The sequence below is a fragment of the Streptomyces sp. PL-29 genome (genome assembly GCF_058344425.1).
On record NZ_CP136996.1, the window covers coordinates 529,232 to 547,637 of the forward strand.

16 protein-coding genes are annotated in these 18,406 nt (G+C 74.3%); 10 read left to right on the forward strand and 6 right to left on the reverse strand.

Translation table 11 applies throughout. The annotated features are described in order from the left end of the window. The first annotated feature begins 114 nt into the window (after nucleotides 1-114). Nucleotides 115-2,268, forward strand: a complete 2,154-nt coding sequence (locus R4Z63_RS02445; RefSeq protein ID WP_384580240.1) for a GAF domain-containing SpoIIE family protein phosphatase — start codon at nucleotides 115-117, stop codon at nucleotides 2,266-2,268. Between the two features lies 1 nt (nucleotide 2,269). On the opposite strand, the gene R4Z63_RS02450 is transcribed toward R4Z63_RS02445, so the two are convergent. After that, nucleotides 2,270-4,072 (reverse strand): glycoside hydrolase family 15 protein, encoded by a 1,803-nt coding sequence (locus R4Z63_RS02450; RefSeq protein ID WP_384444819.1) that lies wholly within the window; start codon nucleotides 4,070-4,072, stop codon nucleotides 2,270-2,272. Nucleotides 4,073-4,139: 67 nt separating this feature from the next. Then, entirely contained in the window at nucleotides 4,140-4,694 is a 555-nt protein-coding gene (locus tag R4Z63_RS02455; protein WP_384444821.1) for a DoxX family protein, read from the reverse strand. 122 nt (nucleotides 4,695-4,816) lie between these two features. Between R4Z63_RS02455 and R4Z63_RS02460 the strand changes: the two genes are divergently transcribed. Next, nucleotides 4,817-5,281 (forward strand): MarR family winged helix-turn-helix transcriptional regulator, encoded by a 465-nt coding sequence (locus tag R4Z63_RS02460; RefSeq protein WP_384444823.1) that lies wholly within the window; start codon nucleotides 4,817-4,819, stop codon nucleotides 5,279-5,281. A gap of 55 nt (nucleotides 5,282-5,336) precedes the next feature. After that, entirely contained in the window at nucleotides 5,337-5,645 is a 309-nt protein-coding gene (locus R4Z63_RS02465; RefSeq protein WP_384444825.1) for a YkvA family protein, read from the forward strand. Nucleotides 5,646-5,737: 92 nt separating this feature from the next. On the opposite strand, the gene R4Z63_RS02470 is transcribed toward R4Z63_RS02465, so the two are convergent. Together R4Z63_RS02470 and R4Z63_RS02475 are read right to left on the reverse strand one after the other, a co-directional pair. Beyond that, entirely contained in the window at nucleotides 5,738-6,373 is a 636-nt protein-coding gene (locus R4Z63_RS02470) for an alpha-ketoglutarate-dependent dioxygenase AlkB (RefSeq protein ID WP_384444827.1), read from the reverse strand. A gap of 79 nt (nucleotides 6,374-6,452) precedes the next feature. Beyond that, on the reverse strand, nucleotides 6,453-7,664 hold the full coding sequence (locus tag R4Z63_RS02475) for an MFS transporter (protein WP_384444829.1): 1,212 nt from the start codon (nucleotides 7,662-7,664) through the stop codon (nucleotides 6,453-6,455). A 363-nt stretch (nucleotides 7,665-8,027) separates the two neighbouring features. Between R4Z63_RS02475 and R4Z63_RS02480 the strand changes: the two genes are divergently transcribed. From R4Z63_RS02480 to R4Z63_RS02510, 7 genes are all read left to right on the forward strand, one after another. Then, a complete protein-coding gene (locus R4Z63_RS02480) occupies nucleotides 8,028-8,255 on the forward strand; it encodes a CbtB domain-containing protein (protein ID WP_060180303.1) in 228 nt (75 codons plus the stop codon). A 12-nt stretch (nucleotides 8,256-8,267) separates the two neighbouring features. Continuing rightward, nucleotides 8,268-9,095, forward strand: a complete 828-nt coding sequence (locus R4Z63_RS02485; protein WP_037921889.1) for a CbtA family protein — start codon at nucleotides 8,268-8,270, stop codon at nucleotides 9,093-9,095. Nucleotides 9,096-9,212: 117 nt separating this feature from the next. Continuing rightward, complete coding sequence (locus R4Z63_RS02490) at nucleotides 9,213-9,563, forward strand: ArsR/SmtB family transcription factor (RefSeq protein WP_384444832.1); 351 nt, start codon at nucleotides 9,213-9,215, stop codon at nucleotides 9,561-9,563. Between the two features lie 126 nt (nucleotides 9,564-9,689). Beyond that, nucleotides 9,690-11,120: an MFS transporter gene (locus R4Z63_RS02495; RefSeq protein WP_384444834.1), complete on the forward strand. Its 1,431-nt coding sequence runs from the start codon at nucleotides 9,690-9,692 to the stop codon at nucleotides 11,118-11,120. 52 nt (nucleotides 11,121-11,172) lie between these two features. Beyond that, entirely contained in the window at nucleotides 11,173-12,579 is a 1,407-nt protein-coding gene (locus R4Z63_RS02500) for a hypothetical protein (protein ID WP_384444836.1), read from the forward strand. A 73-nt stretch (nucleotides 12,580-12,652) separates the two neighbouring features. Then, nucleotides 12,653-13,894, forward strand: a complete 1,242-nt coding sequence (locus tag R4Z63_RS02505; RefSeq protein ID WP_384444838.1) for an AAA family ATPase — start codon at nucleotides 12,653-12,655, stop codon at nucleotides 13,892-13,894. Further along, nucleotides 13,891-15,144, forward strand: a complete 1,254-nt coding sequence (locus R4Z63_RS02510) for a vWA domain-containing protein (protein ID WP_384444840.1) — start codon at nucleotides 13,891-13,893, stop codon at nucleotides 15,142-15,144. The genes R4Z63_RS02505 and R4Z63_RS02510 overlap by 4 nt, the downstream gene beginning before the upstream one ends. Nucleotides 15,145-15,151: 7 nt before the next feature. Here R4Z63_RS02510 and R4Z63_RS02515 read toward each other — a convergent pair whose 3' ends face one another. Both R4Z63_RS02515 and R4Z63_RS02520 read right to left on the reverse strand, forming a co-directional pair. After that, nucleotides 15,152-16,210, reverse strand: a complete 1,059-nt coding sequence (locus R4Z63_RS02515; protein WP_384444842.1) for a CPBP family intramembrane glutamic endopeptidase — start codon at nucleotides 16,208-16,210, stop codon at nucleotides 15,152-15,154. A gap of 42 nt (nucleotides 16,211-16,252) precedes the next feature. Continuing rightward, complete coding sequence (locus R4Z63_RS02520) at nucleotides 16,253-18,127, reverse strand: SpoIIE family protein phosphatase (RefSeq protein ID WP_491522629.1); 1,875 nt, start codon at nucleotides 18,125-18,127, stop codon at nucleotides 16,253-16,255. Nucleotides 18,128-18,406 lie beyond the last annotated feature (279 nt).

Consider the following 18,406-nt stretch of genomic DNA (forward strand, 5'->3'; position numbering starts at 1 on the left):
CGTGCACGGCGGGCGCAGTGGTGGCGGGGCCCCGTGGCGCGGGGCTGCGGGGGTCGTGGCGGCCTCGGCGCCGGGATGCCGATGGCGTCGCCGATGGCGCATGCTGACTGTGTGATGGCGAGAGCGGACGGCGTCGGCACCGCCACCGACGCCACGGTCGAGGCGCTCGCGCGGGCCGTCGCGGGCGCGGTGGAGGCCGTGGGCGGGTACGCGGGAGGGGTCTACCTGCGCTCGCGCTCCGACGAACTCCTGCTGCTCGCCCTGTTCTCCGGGCTGCCGCTGCCGCTGTTCCGGCCGTGGTGGCGGATGCAGGTCAACCGCCCCTACCCGGTGGCCGAGGCCTACCGGTCGGGGCAGGCCGTGCACCTGACCGACGCGGAGTCGGCGATGAGCCGCTTCCCCCAGTTCGTCGCCGGGCTGCCCTTCCCGTTCGCCTCGCTGTACGAGCCGGTCTCGTCGGGGTCGGAGCGCTACGGCGTGCTGGTGGTGCTGCGTCCGGCCACCCCCGGGGTCCCGGTCGGGGCCGGGGACCGCAAACGGCTCCGGCAGGCCGCGGACGAGCTGGCGCGCGAGCTGTCCGCCCTGTCGGCGGCGGGGGAAGCGGTGGGGTGGGAGGGGGACCCGGTGTGCATGCCGTCTCCGGCGCCGGAGACGGGGGCCGCGGGCGCCCGCGGTGCCGTGGACCGGCTCGCGCAGGCGGTGCTCTCCCTCGACCGGCAGGGCCGGATCGGCTTCGTGAATACGGCGGCGGAGCACCTTCTGGGCCTCGGCTCCGCGCATCTGCACGGGCGGCTGCTGTGGGAGGCGGTGCCCTGGCTCGGGCATCCCGCGTACGACGACCACTTCCGGGCCGTCTTCATGTCGTCGGAGCCGGTGCACTTCGCCGCCCGCCGCGGGCGACATCCGCCGGGCGCGTGGCTGGCGGTGGGCCTCTACCCGGCGGCCGACGGCGTGACCCTGACGATCGGCTCCGCCGACCCGCCCGCCTTCGCGCCGTCGGCCTCGGCCGACCCCGCCACGGGCCCGGGTTCGCCCGCCGACCAGGCGTCCACCCTGTACCGGCCGGTGGCCCTGGCCATCGCCCTGACGGAGGCGGTCACGGCCCGGCAGGTGTCGGCGGTGGTGACCGAGGAGCTGCTGCCCGCGTTCGGCGGCCGCCAGCTGGCGATCTACCTCCTCGACCAGCGGCATCTGTACCTGGCCTGGGAGACCGGTTTCCCGCAGGGCTTCCTGGACCGGTTCGACGGCGTCGCCCTCGATGTCCGGCTGCCGGGCGTGGAAACGCTGACCACGGGCCGGCCGCTGTTCTTCGAGTCGATGCAGCGGCTGGCCGCGGCCTATCCGGGCATCCCGCTGGACGCCGACGTCGGCGCCCGGGCGTTCCTGCCGCTGATCGCCTCGGGCCGGCCGGTCGGCTCGTGCATCCTCGGCTTCGACGCGCCGCGCGGTTTCAGCCCGGAGGAGCGTACGGTGCTGACCGCGCTGGCCGGGCTGATCGCGCAGGCCCTGGCGCGGGCGCGGCGCTACGACAGCGAGGCGGCGCTCGCCCACGGGCTGCAGTCGGCCTTGCTGCCGCACCGGCTTCCGGTGCGCGAGCACGTGCGGACGGTGGGCCGGTATCTGCCCGGCTCCGCGGGCATGGACGTCGGCGGTGACTGGTACGACGTCGTCGAGACCGGGTCGCGTCGGCTGGCCCTCGTCATCGGCGACGTCCAGGGCCACGGTGTGGCCGCCGCCGCGACCATGGGCCAGCTTCGCAGCGCCGTACGGGCCTTCGCGCTGGCCGGCAGCACGCCGGAGCAGGTGATGCGCGGCACCAACCGGCTGCTCATCGACCTCGATCCGGGGCAGTTCGCGAGCTGCTGCTACGTGGTGCTGGACCCGGCGTCCGGCTCGGCCCTGGCCGTCCGGGCCGGGCACCCGCAGCCGCTGCTGCGCCGTCCCGACGGCCGCACCGAGGTACTGGACCTGGCGGGCGGGGTGGTGCTGGGGGTCGACCCGGAGGCCTCGTACCCGGTGACGGAACTGCGGCTGGAGCCGGGCGCGGTGCTCGCGCTGTACACGGACGGGCTGGTCGAGCGGCCCGGTGTGGACATCGACGAGGGGGTGGAGCGGCTTCGGCTGGCGCTGGCGTCGGCGCTGCCGGTCCCGCTGACGGAGACCGCCGACCGGCTCATCGGCAACGCCGTCGACCGGCCGGACGACATCGCCCTGCTGCTGGCGTCCCTCGTTGGCGGGACGGAGCAGCCCGACCGGGGCCGTTCCTAGCTCAGCCCGCCCCGGTCGTCCGGTGGCCCATGCCGGCCAGGGTGAGCGCGGTGTTGACCAGGCCGACGTGGCTGAACGCCTGCGGGAAGTTGCCGAGTTGACGCCCGGAGACGGGATCGTACTCCTCCGCGAGCAGTCCCACGTCGTTGCGGACCATTAGGAGGCGTTCGAACAGGACGCGGGCCTCGTCCTCGCGGCCGGTCAGGTGCAGGGCGTCGGCGAGCCAGAAGGAGCAGGCGAGGAAGGCGCCTTCGTCGCCGGGCAGTCCGTCGACGGAATCGGTGGTGCTGTAGCGGCGGACCAGTCCGCTGCGGCCGAGTTCGGCGCGCACGGCGTCGACCGTGCCGATGACCCGAGGGTCGTCGGGCGGCAGGAATCCGACCCTCGGGATGAGGAGGGTCGCGGCGTCGAGTTCGCTGGAGCCGTAGTACTGGGTGAAGGTGCCGCGCTCGGGGTCGAAGCCGTGGTCGCAGACGTCGCGGTGGACCGCGTCCCGCATGGCGCGCCAGCGGTCCGGCTCGCCGGGCAGCGAGGGGTCGTCCTCCAGGGTCCGGACGGCCCGGTCCGCGGCGACCCAGGCCATCACCTTGGAGTGCACGAAGTGGCGGCGGGGGCCTCGGACCTCCCACAGGCCTTCGTCGGGCCGGCGCCAGTTCTGCTCCAGGAAGTCGAGGAGGGCGAGCTGGATCCGCCAGGAGTGGGATTCGGCGGGCAGTCCGGCGGACCTGGCCAGGTGCAGGGAGTCGATGACCTCCCCGTACACGTCGAGCTGGAGCTGGTCGACGGCGGCGTTGCCGACGCGGACCGGCGCGGAGGAGGCGTAGCCGCGCAGCCAGGGCAGTTCGCTCTCGGGGATGCGCCGCTCGCCCGCGATCCCGTACATAATCTGGAGGTCTTCGGGGGCTCCGGCGACCGCGCGCAGGAGCCACTCGCGCCACGCGCGGGCCTCGTCGAGGAATCCGGTGGTGAGGAGCGAGCCGAGGGTGAGGGTGGAGTCGCGCAGCCAGCAGTAGCGGTAGTCCCAGTTGCGGACGCCGCCGAGTTCCTCGGGCAGGGAGGTGGTGGCGGCGGCGGCGATTCCGCCGGTCGGGGCGTAGGTGAGGGCTTTGAGGGTGATCAGGGAGCGGGTGACCGCTTCCCGATAGGGGCCGTCGTAGCAGCACTGGGAGGTCCACTCGCGCCAGTCGGCGAGGCTGGTCTCCAGGGCTGCGAAGGGGTCGGTGGGTTCGGGGCGCGGTTCGTGCGAGGGGTGCCAGGTCAGGACGAAGGCGACGCGGCGGCCGGCGGTGACCGGGAACTGGGAGCGGGTGCTGTTGGCCTCGCCCCAGGTGCGGACGGGGGGGTCGCTGTGGAACCAGGCGGAGTCGGGTCCGGCGACGGCGACGCGGTCTCCGTCGCTGCGGCGGACCCAGGGCACGACGTGCCCGTAGTCGAAGCGCAGCCGCAGGGTGCTGAGCATCCGGACGGTGCCGCTGATGCCCTCGACGATACGGACGACGTCGGGGGCGACGTCGCGCTGCGGCATGAAGTCGATGACTTTGACCGTGCCGGTCTCGGTCTCCCAGTACGACTCCAGGACCAGGGAGCCGTCGATGTAGGCGCGGCGGGTGCAGCGCTCGTCGTCGGCGGCGCCGAGGGGGGCGATGCGCCAGTGGCCGTTCTCCTCGTCGCCGAGGAGCCTGGCGAAACAGGCCGCCGAGTCGAAGCGTGGCAGGCACAGCCAGTCGATGGACCCGTCGCGGCCGACCAGTCCGCTGGTCATGAGGTCGCCGATGAGTGCGTAGTCTTCGATGGGTTGTGTCATTGGTGCGCTCTTCCCCTGATCGTCCGGGGCCAATCAGTTCGAGCCCCGGACACCCCCGAGCGACGCGCTAGTTGCGCACGAGCAGCATCACGGCGGCGAGGACGGCACCGAGAGCGAGGGCCAGGGCTCCGTGGGCCGGGCGGTGGGCTCGCAGGACGGGCAGGAAGCGGTCCGCGGCGTAGCGGCCGGGGCCGGTGAGCGCGAGGGCCGCGGCGCCCGCGGTCAGGAGGAGTTCGTACTCGATTCCGGCGGGGGCGAAGAAGGAGCCGGTGCCGTGGACGGCGATCGCGTTGACGAGGGTGCCTACGACGGCGGCGCCGGCGAGCGGAGTGAGCAGGCCGGCGGCGAGCCCGAGGCCGCCGAGGGTCTCGGTCAGGCCCGCGAGGACGGCCATGGCGTCGCCGGCGGGGTAGCCGCTGGCGGTGAAGAACTGGCCGGTGCCGCTGATGCCGCCACCGCCGAACCAGCCGAAGAGCTTCTGCGCCCCGTGCGCGGCCATGGTCAGGCCGAGCACGAGACGCAGGAGCAGCAGGCCGGCGTCCTGGCCGGGGGTGGCGGGCAGGGTTCGTGCGGCCGGGGCGGCGGCCTGCGGCTTCGTCGTGGTGACGGAGGGGCTGGTCATCGTGGGGGTCCTTCCGGTGGTGCGGCCCGGGGAGGCAGGGAGAAATTTGTTCAAATTCGAACCGCTAGCCATGGACCCTAGCCGGTGATTCAAATTCGAACAACCCGTGTAGGGTGGGACCCATGGCTGAACCGCGATGGCTGGACGAGCGCGAGATGCGGGCCTGGAGCGGCTTCCTGGCCGCCTCGGCCCTGGTGAACCGGCGCCTCGACCAGCAGCTGAAGGACGACGCGGGGCTTTCGCACCCGCAGTACGAGATCCTCGTGCGGCTCGCCGCGGCGCCGGGCCGGGAACTGCGGATGACGGAGCTCGCCAACGGCCTGATCAACTCCAAGAGCGGCCTGACCTACCAGGTCACCCAGATGGAGAAGGCCGGACTGGTCCGCCGCCGCAGCTGCCCCTCGGACGTACGGGGGGTCTTCGCCGTGCTCACCGATGCCGGTAGCGCGAAACTGGAGGAGGCCGCACCCGGGCACGTGGCCACCGTCCGGGAGGTCCTCGTCGACGTCCTGACCCCGACGCAGCTCGACGCGCTCGCCGAGGGACTCGGCGAGGTCGGGCGCCGACTGCGCGAACCGGGGACCTGAGGTCCGCCGGCGGCCCCGGGGGTATCACCGGACGGAATCGGGGTATATGGGCGCCATGGACGGAACGGTCTGGCTCGTCGTGGGCTCGGTCGTCATGGCGGGGCTCGCCGTGGTCGCGGCCGTGCTGTTCGTGCGCGTGCTCAGGGCGCGCCGGCTCCTGGTCGACGCGGGCATCCCGCTGCACGACAAGGCCCTGTTCTGGGCCGCTCTCCTCTACACCGTCTCGCCCGTGGACCTGATTCCGGACCCGGTCTACCTGGACGACATCGGGATCCTGATGCTGGCGCTGCGCTCACTGCACGCGGCGGCCGCGGCCGCGCGCCCGTCGAAGGAGTCGGGCGTCGACGTCCGGACCGGCGCCTGATCCGATCCGGACCGGCCCGCTCCACGCAGACTTCCCGCCGGAAGCGGTGGGCCGCGCCCGTGCGGCGTGCGCCCGGATCCACGCCCCGCGGCTCAGCGCACGCCCCGCGGCCGGAACTGGACGCTGATGCGGGACCCGACGGCCCGCGCCGACTTCGGCACGGCGTGTTCCCTCGTCCGCTGGCAGGAACCGCCCATCACCACCAGGTCTCCGTGGCCCAGCGGCAGCCTCAGCAGGGTCGCCCCGCCGTGGCGGGGGCGGAAGGCCAGGTCGCGCGGGTCGCCCACGGAGATGATGGCGACCATGGTGTCCTCGGTCGCGGAACGTCCGGTCCGGTCGCCGTGCCAGGCGACACTGTCCCGCCCGTCGCGGTACAGGCACAGTCCGGCGGTGGTGAACGGCTCGCCCAGCTCGGCGGCGTAGTGGCTGCTCAGCGCGTCCCGGGCGGCGACGAGCGAGGGGTGCGGCAGGGCCTCGCCCTCGCCGTAGAAGGCGAGCAGCCGGGGCACCTCCACCTCCCGCTCGTACATCTGGCGCCGCTCGGCGCGCCAGGACACGTCGGCGGCCAGCCGCTCGAAGAGCGCGTCCGCGCCGCTCAGCCAGCCGGGCAGGTGGTCGACCCAGGCCCCGGCGCCGAGCTCGGTCCGGCGCAGCCCGCCGAGAGGGCCGGGGCCGATCTCGTCGCCCTGGTCGAAGAGGGAGCCCTGCAGAGCCCGGACCGCGTGCATGGCCCCAGCCTAACCCCTTAACCGAACAGATGCGCGAATACCTGCGGTGCGACTCGGCCCCGGCCTCCCCGCCCGCCGTTCAGAGCCGCCGGCGGGCGCGCGTACGGCGGGGTGGCCGGGTGAGGAGGGTGAGGGCGAGCGAGGCAGCGGCGGCGAGGGCGATCGCCGCGCCGGCCCCCACGTACTGGGCGAGCGCCCCGGCGATCACGGCGCCCAGGCCCTGCCAGGTCATCCGCCCCGCCGATTCGACGCCCTGGACCTGCCCGCGGATCGACTCGGGGGTCAGTTCCAGGAGTTGCTCCTGGAGGGGCAGGGTGGCCGCGAAGCCGGCACTGGCGAGGAACACCGAAATCACCAGGACAGGGGTGGGCGGGTGAAGGGCGAAGAGCAGGAAGGGTGCGGCGAGCAGCAGCCGCAGGGCGAAGGCGTGGCGGCGGCGCCGCCCTGCGGTGAGCAGCCTGCCGACGACCAGGTCGCCGAGGAGCATGCCGGCGGACCCGGCGGCCAGGAGGGTCCCGGCGCGGCCGGGGTCGTAGGAGATGAAAAGGGCCTCGCAGCCGACGATCAGGCCGTTGGGAACCCACAGGGCCAGCAGCAGGGCCCGCCTGCGGGGGTGGGAGAACACGTCGGCGTTGGTCCGCCAGGTCTGCCGCAGGCCCGGACGACGGGTGAACCGGACCGAGCGTTCCCGGACGGTGGCCGCCACCACGACCGCCCCGAGGGCGGTGAGGCAGGCGGCGACGGCGAAGACCCCCTGGGGGCCGGCGTATCGCAGCAGTGCGGCGCCTCCGGCGTAGCCGAGTATCGCCGTCGCGCCCGCGGTCATGTTCAGCAGCGAGCGGGCCCGTGCGTATCCGGCGGCCGGCACAGCCTCGGCGAGCAGCCCGAGCCGCGCGCCGGTTGCGAGGGACTGGAAGAAGCCGAGGGCCAGCAGCAGGGCGAACCGGGCCGCGAGCGGCAGCCCGGGCACCGCCTGGGCGCAGACGCCCGCGAGCGAGGCGAGTTGGAGCAGGAGGAGGGTGCGGCGGGGGCGTTTCCCGTCGGCGACCGACATCAGCGTCAGGGCGCCCAGGACCGTCGTGAAGGTCGCCCCGTACATGCTCACGGCGGTCAGGAACGGCGAGCCGGTCTGCCGGTCGACCAGGGTGCCGAGCGCGATGCCGGACAGGGCGCCCGCGGCGGCGGTGAGGGTGAAGCTGAGGTAGAGGCCGCTGAATTCCGTGGTGCGGAGGAGGGCCCGGTAGCCGGTGGACGGCGGGGCGTCGTGGCCGGTGGCCAGGTGGGAAGGCATGAAAAAAGCCTCCGGGCGCATGCGCGGAGCACACGTGCCGAAGGCCAACGACGGGGACTCTAGCAGGACTCGCGGACCGCTCGCCGAGCATTCGACGTTTCCGAAGAGTCCGCAACGGCATTACCGCAGCGTAGGTGTGTGATCAGGGACTCACGGTCTTGGCCGCGGGCCCGCCGCACGGTAGCGTCACGGCGACATTTCCACATAGCGACGACGGCGAGACGGAAGCCCGGTGTGAATCCGGCATGGTCGCGCCACTGTGTGCTGCGGTGCCCTCGCCATGGGCGTCGCGGCGAGTCAGACCCGAGGACCGTCGTCCTGCACCACCGTATGGGACGCGTTGTTCCCCAAGGAGGTTCCATCATGGCCGAGGCTGTCGCTTCCGCTGCCATATCCACCCCCGCCGTCTCGCCGTCGGCTCCGCTGCCCGTGCGCGCGGTACTGCCCTGGGCTGCCTTCGTCGGTCTCCTGATGCTCGTGGCCCTCTACTTCGTCGGTGCCGAACAGGGCGCCACCGCCGTGTTCGCCGGTGAGGGCGTGCACGAGTGGGTGCACGACGGGCGTCACCTGCTCGGCTTCCCCTGCCACTGAGAGGCCGCGCACATGTACGCCTCCACTGTCAGAGGTCTGCTGGTCCGCGGCATGCTCGCGGGCCTGATCGCGGGGCTGGTCGCCTTCGCCGTCGCCTACGTGGTGGGTGAGCCGCCGGTACGGGGTTCCATCGCCGTGGAGGAGGCCGCCGCCTCCCATGACACCGCGAGCGCCCCGAGCGCTCACGCCGGACACGGTGGTGACGCCGCGTCGGGCGAGGCCGCCGAGGAGGAGGAGCTCGTCAGCCGGCCGGTCCAGTCGACCGTCGGCCTGGCGACCGGTGTCCTGGTCTACGGGGTCGCGCTGGGCGGCATCGCCTCGCTCGCGTTCTCGTTCGCCCTCGGCCGGGTCGGCGGCTTCAGTCCGCGGGCCACGGCCGCGCTCACCGGGGCGGGGGCGTTCGCCCTGGTCTACCTGGTGCCGTTCCTCAAGTACCCGGCCACCCCGCCGGCGGTCGGCAATCCGGACACGATCGGACAGCGCACCACGCTGTTCTTCCTGATGATCCTGCTGAGCGTGCTGCTCGGCGTCGGCGCGGTCATCCTCGGGCGGCGCCTGGCACCCCGCCTGGGCAACTGGAACGCGACGCTGGCCGCGGCCGGCGGCTTCGTCGCCGCCACCGCCGTGGCGTTCGTGTTCCTGCCGGACAACAGCGACGCGGTCCAGCCCGGTTTCCCCGCGGCCCTGCTGTGGGAGTTCCGGATGGCCTCGCTGGCCGTCCAGCTCGTCCTGTGGACGGTGTTCGCCGTCGTCTTCGGGATCCTGGCCCAGCGGCTCCTGGACGCGCGCACTGACGGCGCGGAAGTGACGGCTCAGCAGCAGGCGCCCGCCCTCGGCTGATCCACCGCCACGTGCGCGCACGGGCCTCGCACCCCCTGGGGGGTGCGAGGCCCGTGCGCGTTCTCCCGCGTGCGCATCGGCGCACCCTTCGCGCACCGGGCGCCCTACGATGTCCGCATGAGCTCAGGCACGCGTCCGGCAGGTGCGCGGGATGCGCAGGAGCGGGGTGACCGGCTGGAGGTCGCCGCGTCCGTGCTGGCGCTGCTCGCGGACCGCACGCGACTGGCGCTGATGGAGCGGCTCGGCCGGGGCGAGGCGGACGTCACCACGCTCACCGAGGCGTGCGGCGCGGCCCGTCCGTCCGTGAGCCAGCACCTGGCCAAGCTCCGCCTCGCCGGGCTCGTCACCACCCGCAGGGACGGGCGCCGCGTGGTCTACTCCGTGCGCCACGGACACCTGCGCCGGCTGGTGGACGAGGCCATGAACGTCGCGGACCACGAGATCGGCTCCCTCCCGCCGCACGACTGAGCCCGTCGACCGGGCCCGGGGCGGCCGTGATGGCCCGGCTCGTCGCCGGCGATACGTGCACAGGTGCGCACATGTTGGCTACGCTGGCATGGCGTCATCGATCCGCCGACCGGAACGGGGCCGCCCGTGCCGTCCTCACCCTCCGTGCCGTCCGCGCGGTCAGTCCTCCGCAACGCCACCTACCGCCGCCTGTTCACCGCCCAGGTCGTCGCGCTGGTCGGCACCGGGCTCGCCACCGTCGCGCTCAGTCTGCTCGCGTACGACCTCGCCGGTGACGGTGCACCGGAAGTCCTCGGCACCGCCCTGGCGGTCAAGATGATCGCCTACGTGACGGTCGCGCCGCTGGTGACCGCCGTCGCCGACCGGGTCCCCCGCCGCATCCTCATGGCGGCGACGGACCTTACCCGCGCCGGTGTCGCCCTGGCCCTCCCCCTCGTCACCGAGGTGTGGCAGGTCCACGTCCTGATCTTCCTGCTCCAGGCGGCCTCGGCGGCCTTCACCCCGGCCTTCCAGTCCACGATCCCCGAAGTCCTGCCCGACGAACGGGACTACACCCGGGCCCTGTCGATGAGCCGGCTCGCCTACGACCTGGAGAGCCTGTTCAGCCCGGCCCTGGCCGCGGCGCTGCTCACCGTGGTCTCTTACGACCGGCTGTTCGCCGGCACCGCCGCCGGCTTCCTCGCCTCCGCCGCACTCGTGACCACCTCCGCGCTGCCCCGGCCCGCGCCCGCCGAACGGACCGGCGGGGCATACGCCAGGACCGCCTTCGGCATCCGCCTGTTCCGGGCCACTCCGCGACTGCGGGCCCTGCTCGCCCTCGACCTGGCGGTCGCCGCCGCCGGGGCCTTCGTCCTCGTGGACACCGTCGCCGTCGTCCGCGGCCACCTCGACCGCCCCGCCGGGGCGGTATCGGTCGCCCTGGGTGCGTACGGTGCCGGGTCCGCGCTCACCGCGCTCGCCCTGCCGCGGCTGCTGCGGCGTTCCGTCGACCGCGCCGTCATGCTCCGGGCCGCCGCCGCGCTCCCGGTGGTCCTCGCCGCCGCGGCTGGGCTCACCGCGACCGGGCCCGGCGACTGGTCCTGGCCCGCGCTGCTGGCGGCGTGGGCGGCGATCGGGGCCGCGTCCTCGGCCGTCCTGACGCCCGGGGGCCGGGTGGTCCGCCGCTCCACCGCTGACGCGGACCTGCCCGCCGCCTTCGCCGCCCGGTTCTCCCTCTCCCACGGCTGCTGGCTGCTCACCTACCCGCTGGCCGGGTGGCTCGCCCCGCGGGTCGGCCTATCAGTGACCGCCGCTGCCCTGGGAGCGGTCGCCCTGGCCGCCACCGCCGCTGCGGCGGCGGCCTGGCCGGTCCGCGACCCCGACCGGCTGGACCACGTACACCCGGACCTGCCGCCCGGTCACCCTCACCTCGCGGACGCCCGCCCGGCCGGCGGCGGTTGGCGGCACGGCCACCACTACGTCATCGACCAGCACCACCACCAGTGGCCCGGGCGGGACGGCACCCGTCGGAAAAACCCTGGCCGGCCGCGGTCGGGGTCGCTACGATCACCGCGATGAACCTTCACTCCACTCACGGATCGGAGGTCCCCACCGCGCAAGGTGAGCGCTGATGCTCACTCGGACCGCGAACGGGGACTCCCGCCTCGCCCTCTGGCTCCGCGTACGGCAGTACGCCGTGCCGGCACCCATGATCGAGACTGCGACCGCCCGCCGCCACTGCGGCGACTGGGCCGCGGCATGCGCCGCCGCAGGCTTCGATGTCGACTTCAACCTGCGTTCCCTGGCCCGCTCGCACGGCCGCGACCTCGCGGACCGGATCCGGGCCGACCTCCGCCACCTGGCCCCCGACCTGCTGCGCTGGCACATGCCGCGGATCGCTCCCCACGGGCTGCTGCGCCCCGGCCTGACTCTCACCCTCGCCCGGTACGCCACCGCCGGGCCCGAGGACAAGGCTGCCCCGGTGCACCTGGTCGCCCGTACCCCACCCGCCTGGGCGGACGGCGGCCAGCGCATCGGCCTCGCGCTGTGGGACGGTTCCCGCTCCGAGGCCGGGGTCGCCGGCGCCGACCCCCGCCGCGCTGCCCGCCCCGACCGGCGCTTCCGCCTCGACCTGCACCGCCACTTGTGGGACGCCCGCCGGACGGACGAACTGCGGGCCCGCTCCGGGGCCGACGGGCCGCCGTGCCGCGATCCGTCCGGACCGGATCCCGACCTCGCCGGAGCGCTGCCACCGGAGCACGGCTGCGCCGTCGACCGGTGGGCCGCCGAGGCCGGAATCGTGCTCCGGGCCGAGGGGCGCGACACCGGCAGCATCACCGTGCGGCTCGGAGGCCGGCAACGGCTGGTCCTGGACCTGGTCCGGGACGGGCCCGGCACCGGTGCTCCCTCCCTCCGGATCCGAACCGCCCCCACGGATGGCAGCGCCCACACGCTCCCGGTGCTGCCCGACGCGGCGGCCCGGCTGCTCCCGGACCTGGAACTGCTCCGCACCGGCTCCATCGAGGCCGCTCGGCTGCACCCGCTGGTCGCCGCCGCCCTGGCACCGGAGGCCGCAGCAGCACCGGCGCCGCGAACCGCCGGCCCGGAGACGGGGCCCGGGCAACCGCGTCCGGTCGAATGCCGTGGAGCCCGGCACCGCATCGGCCTCGTCGACGGGGTGCTGACACCACTGGACCACGGCCCGGACGAGGTCCGGCGCGAGGAACTGCTGGCGGCCCTGTCCGGAACTCCCCTGCCCTGTCTGCGGGCCATCGACGCGGCACACCGCCGGCCGGACTGCCTCACCGGCGTCCGTGAACGCCTCGACCACGGAGACGTCACCGGCGCGCTGGCCGTCGTCGAGGGCCTGCTGGGCCCGGACGCCCTGCTGCGTCCGGGCGCCCTGCTGGACGAACTGGAGGCGGCCGCCCGACGGCGGATCACCTACGGGCTGTTCCGTGCGGGCCTGGCCGGCCCCGGGCCCAGACGCCTCCCCCCGAATCCCGTTCGCGCCCGGCACGCCCGCCGGGCCTCCTGAGCACCGGCGGGCCGCGCCGTCGGCCGTGCCCCCTTCTCCCTTCACCCTTTACGAAACCCGCAGGTGACCCTTCATGCCCACGGACATGCCCACCCTCTCGCAACTCGACGTCGCCGGCACTCTGCTGGCCCTGCTCGGCGAGACCACCACCGAGCCCCGCCCCGATGACCAGCTCGAAGCCCTCACCCTGGCCGTCGCCGCGGACCTGCCCGTCCTGCTGTGGGGCGAACCGGGGATCGGGAAGACCGCAGCCCTGACCCAGCTCGCCACCTCCCTGGGCCTGCCGCTCACCACGGTCATCGCCAGTGTGCACGAGCCGTCCGACTTCTCCGGGCTGCCCGTCGTCGGCGACGACCCCGCCGAACAGGGCGTCCCCATGGCCCCGCCGGACTGGGCAGTGCGCCTGGTGCGGGCCGGGCGCGGCCTGCTCTTCCTCGACGAGCTGTCCACCGCGCCCCCGGCCGTGCAGGCCGCACTGCTGCGCCTGGTACTGGAACGGCGGATCGGTGCCCTGCACCTGCCGCCCGGCGTGCGGATCGTGGCGGCCGCCAACCCGAGGTCCTCGGCGGCCGACGGCTGGGAGCTGAGCCCGCCGCTGGCCAACCGGTTCGTCCACCTCCAGTGGACCCACGACCACGATGTCGTCGTACGCGGCCTCGGCGGGACCTGGCCGCGCGCCACCCTGCCTCGGCTCGACCCTCAGGCCCTGCCGGCCGCCGTCGACTTCGCCCGGCGCGCGGTGTGCGGGTTCCTCACCACCCGGCCCCCACTGGTACACCGCCTGCCCTCCGGCGAGACGCGGCGGGGCGGCGCCTGGCCGTCGCCCCGCAGCTGGGACATGACACTGCGTCTGCTCGCGTTCGCCACCGCCGCCGGCTCCTCCCGGGAGGTCCTCTCCCTGCTGGTCAGGGGGACCGTGGGGGACGGCCCGGGACTGGAACTGCTCGCCGCGCTGGACCGGATGGAGCTCCCGGACCCCGAAGCACTGCTCCGCGACCCGGCCGGCGCCGAACTACCCGAACGGGGCGACCAGCGCCAGGCCGTGCTCGACGGGATCGTGTCCGCGGTCAACCGGCGTCCGGAGAAGTCCCGCTGGGACGCGGCATGGACGATCATGGCCCGGGCTCTGGAGACGGGGGCCCCGGACCTGGTGGTCGTCCCGGCGACCGCGCTGGCCGCGCTGCGCCGGGACGAGTGGGACGTACCCGCCACGATCGAGCGGCTCGCCGGGGTGGTGGACCTGTCCCGGCGCGCGGACCGGGCCGCGGAAGGAGCCGGGGACCGGGCGGGCGTCGCCGCGGGGGCCCGCCCGTGAGTGCCGGGGCGCCGGGGGCGCTGGACCGGGACAAGCTCTACACCGCCCGGCTGCACGCCGCACGGGTCCGGCCGTACCTCGCTACGGCGCTGTTCGCGCTGCACACCGTGGAGTCGCGGCAGGTGCCGACAATGGCCGTCGACAGGTACTGGCGGGTGTATGTCTCCGCCGGGTTCGTGGACCGGACCCCGGTCAGGGACCTGGCCGGTGTCTGGGTCCATGAGGTGTCCCACCTGCTGCGCGACCACCACCGGCGGGGTGACCGGACCGCGCGGCTCCAGGGACTGCAAGGGCCCGGGGCACGGCTGCGGATCAACATCGCCGCGGACCTGGAGATCAACGACGACGTGTTCGGCCACGGGCTGGTGCGGCCGGCGGGGGCCGTCACCCCGCAGCACCTGGGTCTGTCCGGGGGCGAGTTGATGGAGGACTATCTGCACCAGTTCGGGCTGGGGCCGCGGACGCAGGCCCTGGTCTGGCTGGACTGCGGCAGCGGCGCCGACGGGATGGAGCGTGCGTGGGACCTGGGAGCGGACGGCGCGCACGGCCTCAGCGCGCACGAGCAGGACGCGGTCCGCTTCCGGGTGGCGCAGGGCATCAACGGGCGCCCGGGACGCGCTCCGAAGGGCTGGAAGCGGTGGGCGGAGGAGGCCTTCCACCCACCGCAGGCGTGGCGGGAGCTGTTGGGCGCGGCGGTCCGGTCCGCAGCCTCCGGCGCGGGGGCCGGCGAGGACTACAGCTACGGCAGGCCCTCCCGACGCTCGGCCGGGCTGCCCGGCATCGTCCTGCCCAGCCTGCGCCGCAGGCCGCCGCGGGTCTCCGTGGTGATCGACACCTCCGGTTCGGTCAGCGACGCCGAACTGGGCAGCGCGCTCCTGGAGGTCGCCGCGATCGCGCAGGCCGTGGGCGGGCGCCGCGACCTGGTCACCGTGGTGCCCTGCGACGCGGCGGCGCGGATCGTGCACCCGCTGTGCGAGGGCGAGGGCATCCCCCTGCTGGGCGGGGGCGGTACGGATCTGCGCGCGGGCTTCGCCAAGGCCCTGCAGGCGGGGCCGCCGCCCGACGTCATCGTGGTCCTGACGGACGGGCAGACGGCCTGGCCGGCCGCCCGCCCGCCCTGCCGGACGGTCGTGGGCCGCTTCACCCGCCCGGTGGCTCTCCGGTGGAACGAGGACGACCCGCACTACCGCCCGGACCGGACACCGCCCTGGGCCCGGGTGGTGGAGATCGGATCGGGCGCCGGCCGGTGAGCCGTGCCTACGCGGCCTGCTCCGTCCGGCCGGCGGGGTCCGGAGCGCTGAGGCGGCGAACGCCGTGGGCCGTGGCGAGCCGCGCGATCAGCAGGCAGTACAGCGGCGCGGCGACGAGTTCGAGGACGAGCGCCTGCCACGGGGCGTCCGCCGCGTTCCCCGATTCGGCCAGCTCCCCCAGGGCGACGGTGATGCCGTAGGCAGTCATGTTGTTCGCCACGTGCACGGCGATGACGGCCTCAAGGCCTCCGGTGCGGATGGTCAGCCACCCCCACCACAGGGCGGAGTAGAAGAGCAAGGCGAATCCCGACCACTCGCCGAAGCCGTGCGCGACGGCGAAGAGCGCGGACGCGAGGACGATGCCGGGCCACGGGGACCGCAGGAACCCACCGAAGAACTGGGCGAGCCAGCCCCGGAAGACGAACTCCTCGGCCGCGGCCTGAAAGGGGATCAGGGCCCACAGCACGAGGAGGGAGAGCACGAACCCGGACCATCCGGGGAAGTCGCCGGCGAGGGACTCCTCGCCGTCGCTGAGGTAGCCCCACAGCGCCAGCCCGCCCATCTGGAGGACGATCAGCGGGAAGGCAACCGCCGCGCAGCGGACCAGCCAGCCCCAGCGCAGCCGGCCCACGACCGAGGCCGCGGTCCCGGCGGGGCGGCTGCCGCACCAGCGGACGGCGAGCAGCACGACGGGTATGCCGGTGGCTATGGAGAGCAGGGCGAGTGCCTCGTCGGCGAGGGGATCCGCCAGGATCCGCTCGCCGTCCTCGGCGGCGAAGTCCGCCCCCAGCACGTAGCCGGCGAGGGCGCCGAACGCGATCACCACCAGCGGCAGGGCCAGATTCCCGACGGCGACCAGGAGGAACTCCCCGATGCGCTGCGGGGCCTTCTGCCGGCCGTTGCGGCCCTGTTCGTGGAAGGCGCTGCCGGCCGGCGCGGTAGCGGTCGGCGGGGGCGGCGGGGGCCCGCCGTGCACGGCGAGCGGCCACCCCTGCGCCGGGGCCGGCCATCGCGGAGCGCCTGCGGGCGGCGCGGCCCACACGTTCGGCGGGGGCGTATCTGACACAGCGGGACCCTTTCCGTCACGGCCGTTCACACCCCCATTCGATCACGTGGCCGTCCCGGGGCTCAGCACGCTTTCGCGCGGGAGCCGCAGGGGAGGCGCGGGGCGCGGGGCCGGAAGGGGCAGCGAGAACCAGACGGCCTTGCCCTCGGCCGTCGGCAGCGTGCCCCAGGAGGAGGCGAGGGAGTCGACGAGGAGCAGGCCGCGGCCCGATTCGGCGTCGGGGGCGGCGAATCGGGCCTGGGGCAGGACCGGGCTTCCGTCGCAGACCTCGACGCTGAGTTCGCGGCCGGCCTGGCGCAGCCGGAGCCGCACGGGTCCGCGGCTGTGGTTGACCGCATTGGAGAGCAGCTCGGAGGTGAGCAGGCAGGCGGTGTCGCGGAGTTGCTCGTCGTCCTTGCCCCACAGGGCCAGGGTGTTGCGCAGGAACCGCCGCCCCGCGCCGACGCTGCTCGGGTCCGCGGCGAGGAGCATGCTCTGCGAGGTCACCGGGGTGTCGGGGATGCGGACGAGCAGGAGGGTCACGTCGTCGGGGTTGTCGTCGGCGTCCGGGAGCAGTTCGTCCAGCAGCCGGTCGGCGGCCGCCTCCAGGCCGTCCGACGTGGCGACGGCCTTCTCCAGCGCCGCCGCGAGACCGTCCACCTGCCCGTCGATGTCGCTGTCCGGCGTCTCGACCAGGCCGTCGGTGTAGAGCGCGAGCACCGAGCCGGGCTCGACGGTGTGCCGGGTCTCGTGGTGGGGCACCTCCCCCACCCCCAGCGGCACGCTCACCTCGACCGGCAGCCGGGTCACCTCGCCGCCCGGGGCGACGAGCAGGACCGGCAGGTGCCCCGCCGAGCACATGGTGATCTCCGCCGAGTCGGCGTCGAGGACCAGGTAGCAGCAGGTGACGAACTGGTCCGGCAGTTCGCTGACGACCGCGTCCAGGGCGCGCATGAGCTGCCACGGCGGCATCCCGGTCTTGGCCAGCGCGTGGGAGGCGGACTTGAGCTGTCCCATGACGGCGGCGGCGTCCAGGCCGCGCCCCATCACGTCGCCGACCATCACGCCGACCCGGCCCCCGCCCAGCGGGATGAGGTCGAACCAGTCGCCGCCCACCCCGGCCCCCTGCCGCGCCGGGAAGTACCGGCTCGCGGTGGGCATCCCGGGAACGTCCGGTGGGGATCCCATGAGGCTGCGCTGGAGGGTCAGCGCGACGTGGCGCTGCTGCTCGTAGAGCTTGGCGAGCATCTCCTCGGCCGACTTGCGTTCGGTGACGTCGCGGATGGCGGCGGAGACCAGGGTGCCGTCGGGCGTCTCCAGCGGGCTCAGGCTGATCTCCACCGGGAACTCGCCCCCGTCGCGGCGCAAGCCGTACAACTCCAGGCCCGCGCCCATGGGGCGGGTCTTGCGGTTGACGAAGTAGCCGTGGCGGAAGTCGGCGTGGTGACCGCGGAATCGTTCCGGTACGAGCACCTCCACCGGTCTTCCCAGCAGTTCCTCCCGCGCATACCCGAAGAGGGCCTCGGTTTGGGCGTTGACGAGCTGGATCGCGCCGCGCTCGTCGACGATCACCATGGCGTCCGGGGCCGCCTCCAGCAGGGCCCGGAAGCGCTCCTCGGCGGCCCTGCGCTCGCTCACGTCGCGTACGGCCGCCGAGATCAGCAGGCCTTCCGGGGTCTCCAGCGGGCTCAGGCTGATCTCCACCGGGAACTCGCGCCCGTCCCGGCACAGGCCGTACAGCTCCAGGCCGGCGCCCATCGGGCGGACCTGGCGGCTCGCTGCGTAGCCGACCCGGTGGCCCGGGTGCTGGCCACGGAACCGCTCGGGGACCAGCACCTCGATGTGGCGGCCCAGGAGCTCCGCCCGGGGGTGGCCGAACAGGGCCTCGGTCTGCGCGTTCACCAGCCGGATCACCCCGGCGTCGTCCACGATCACCATCGCGTCCGGTGCCGCTTCCAGCAGAGCCCTGAACGGCTCTTCAGTCGTCGCTGCCACGCCGCGCCTCGCACTCGTCGAATTCCGCAGAAGCACACATACGACCACGTGGCCGAATCTCGCGCTTCCGGTTGACCGGATGCGGCGCCAATTGACCGATTCTGCGCAGCCGAGGCGCTGTAGGAGTCAGCGTCGGTCTGACGCGCCCGTGCGGACCGCGGGCCCGCGACACGGGTGCTGATCTATGGTGGCGGCAGGGAGTGGCCCGGGCGGACGCGAGGC

Bases quoted from the DNA above. Each gene is read 5' to 3' on its own strand.
- R4Z63_RS02450 (WP_384444819.1), bottom strand. From the start codon at position 4,072: ATGACACAACCCATCGAAGACTACGCACTCATCGGCGACCTCATGACC.
- R4Z63_RS02485 (WP_037921889.1), top strand. From the start codon at position 8,268: ATGTACGCCTCCACTGTCAGAGGTCTGCTGGTCCGCGGCATGCTCGCG.
- R4Z63_RS02520 (WP_491522629.1), bottom strand. From the start codon at position 18,127: ATGGTGATCGTGGACGACGCCGGGGTGATCCGGCTGGTGAACGCGCAG.
- R4Z63_RS02500 (WP_384444836.1), top strand. From the start codon at position 11,173: ATGCTCACTCGGACCGCGAACGGGGACTCCCGCCTCGCCCTCTGGCTC.
- R4Z63_RS02505 (WP_384444838.1), top strand. From the start codon at position 12,653: ATGCCCACGGACATGCCCACCCTCTCGCAACTCGACGTCGCCGGCACT.
- R4Z63_RS02490 (WP_384444832.1), top strand. From the start codon at position 9,213: ATGAGCTCAGGCACGCGTCCGGCAGGTGCGCGGGATGCGCAGGAGCGG.
- R4Z63_RS02470 (WP_384444827.1), bottom strand. From the start codon at position 6,373: ATGCACGCGGTCCGGGCTCTGCAGGGCTCCCTCTTCGACCAGGGCGAC.
- R4Z63_RS02460 (WP_384444823.1), top strand. From the start codon at position 4,817: ATGGCTGAACCGCGATGGCTGGACGAGCGCGAGATGCGGGCCTGGAGC.
- R4Z63_RS02480 (WP_060180303.1), top strand. From the start codon at position 8,028: ATGGCCGAGGCTGTCGCTTCCGCTGCCATATCCACCCCCGCCGTCTCG.
- R4Z63_RS02475 (WP_384444829.1), bottom strand. From the start codon at position 7,664: ATGCCTTCCCACCTGGCCACCGGCCACGACGCCCCGCCGTCCACCGGC.
- R4Z63_RS02465 (WP_384444825.1), top strand. From the start codon at position 5,337: ATGGACGGAACGGTCTGGCTCGTCGTGGGCTCGGTCGTCATGGCGGGG.
- R4Z63_RS02455 (WP_384444821.1), bottom strand. From the start codon at position 4,694: ATGACCAGCCCCTCCGTCACCACGACGAAGCCGCAGGCCGCCGCCCCG.
- R4Z63_RS02445 (WP_384580240.1), top strand. From the start codon at position 115: ATGGCGAGAGCGGACGGCGTCGGCACCGCCACCGACGCCACGGTCGAG.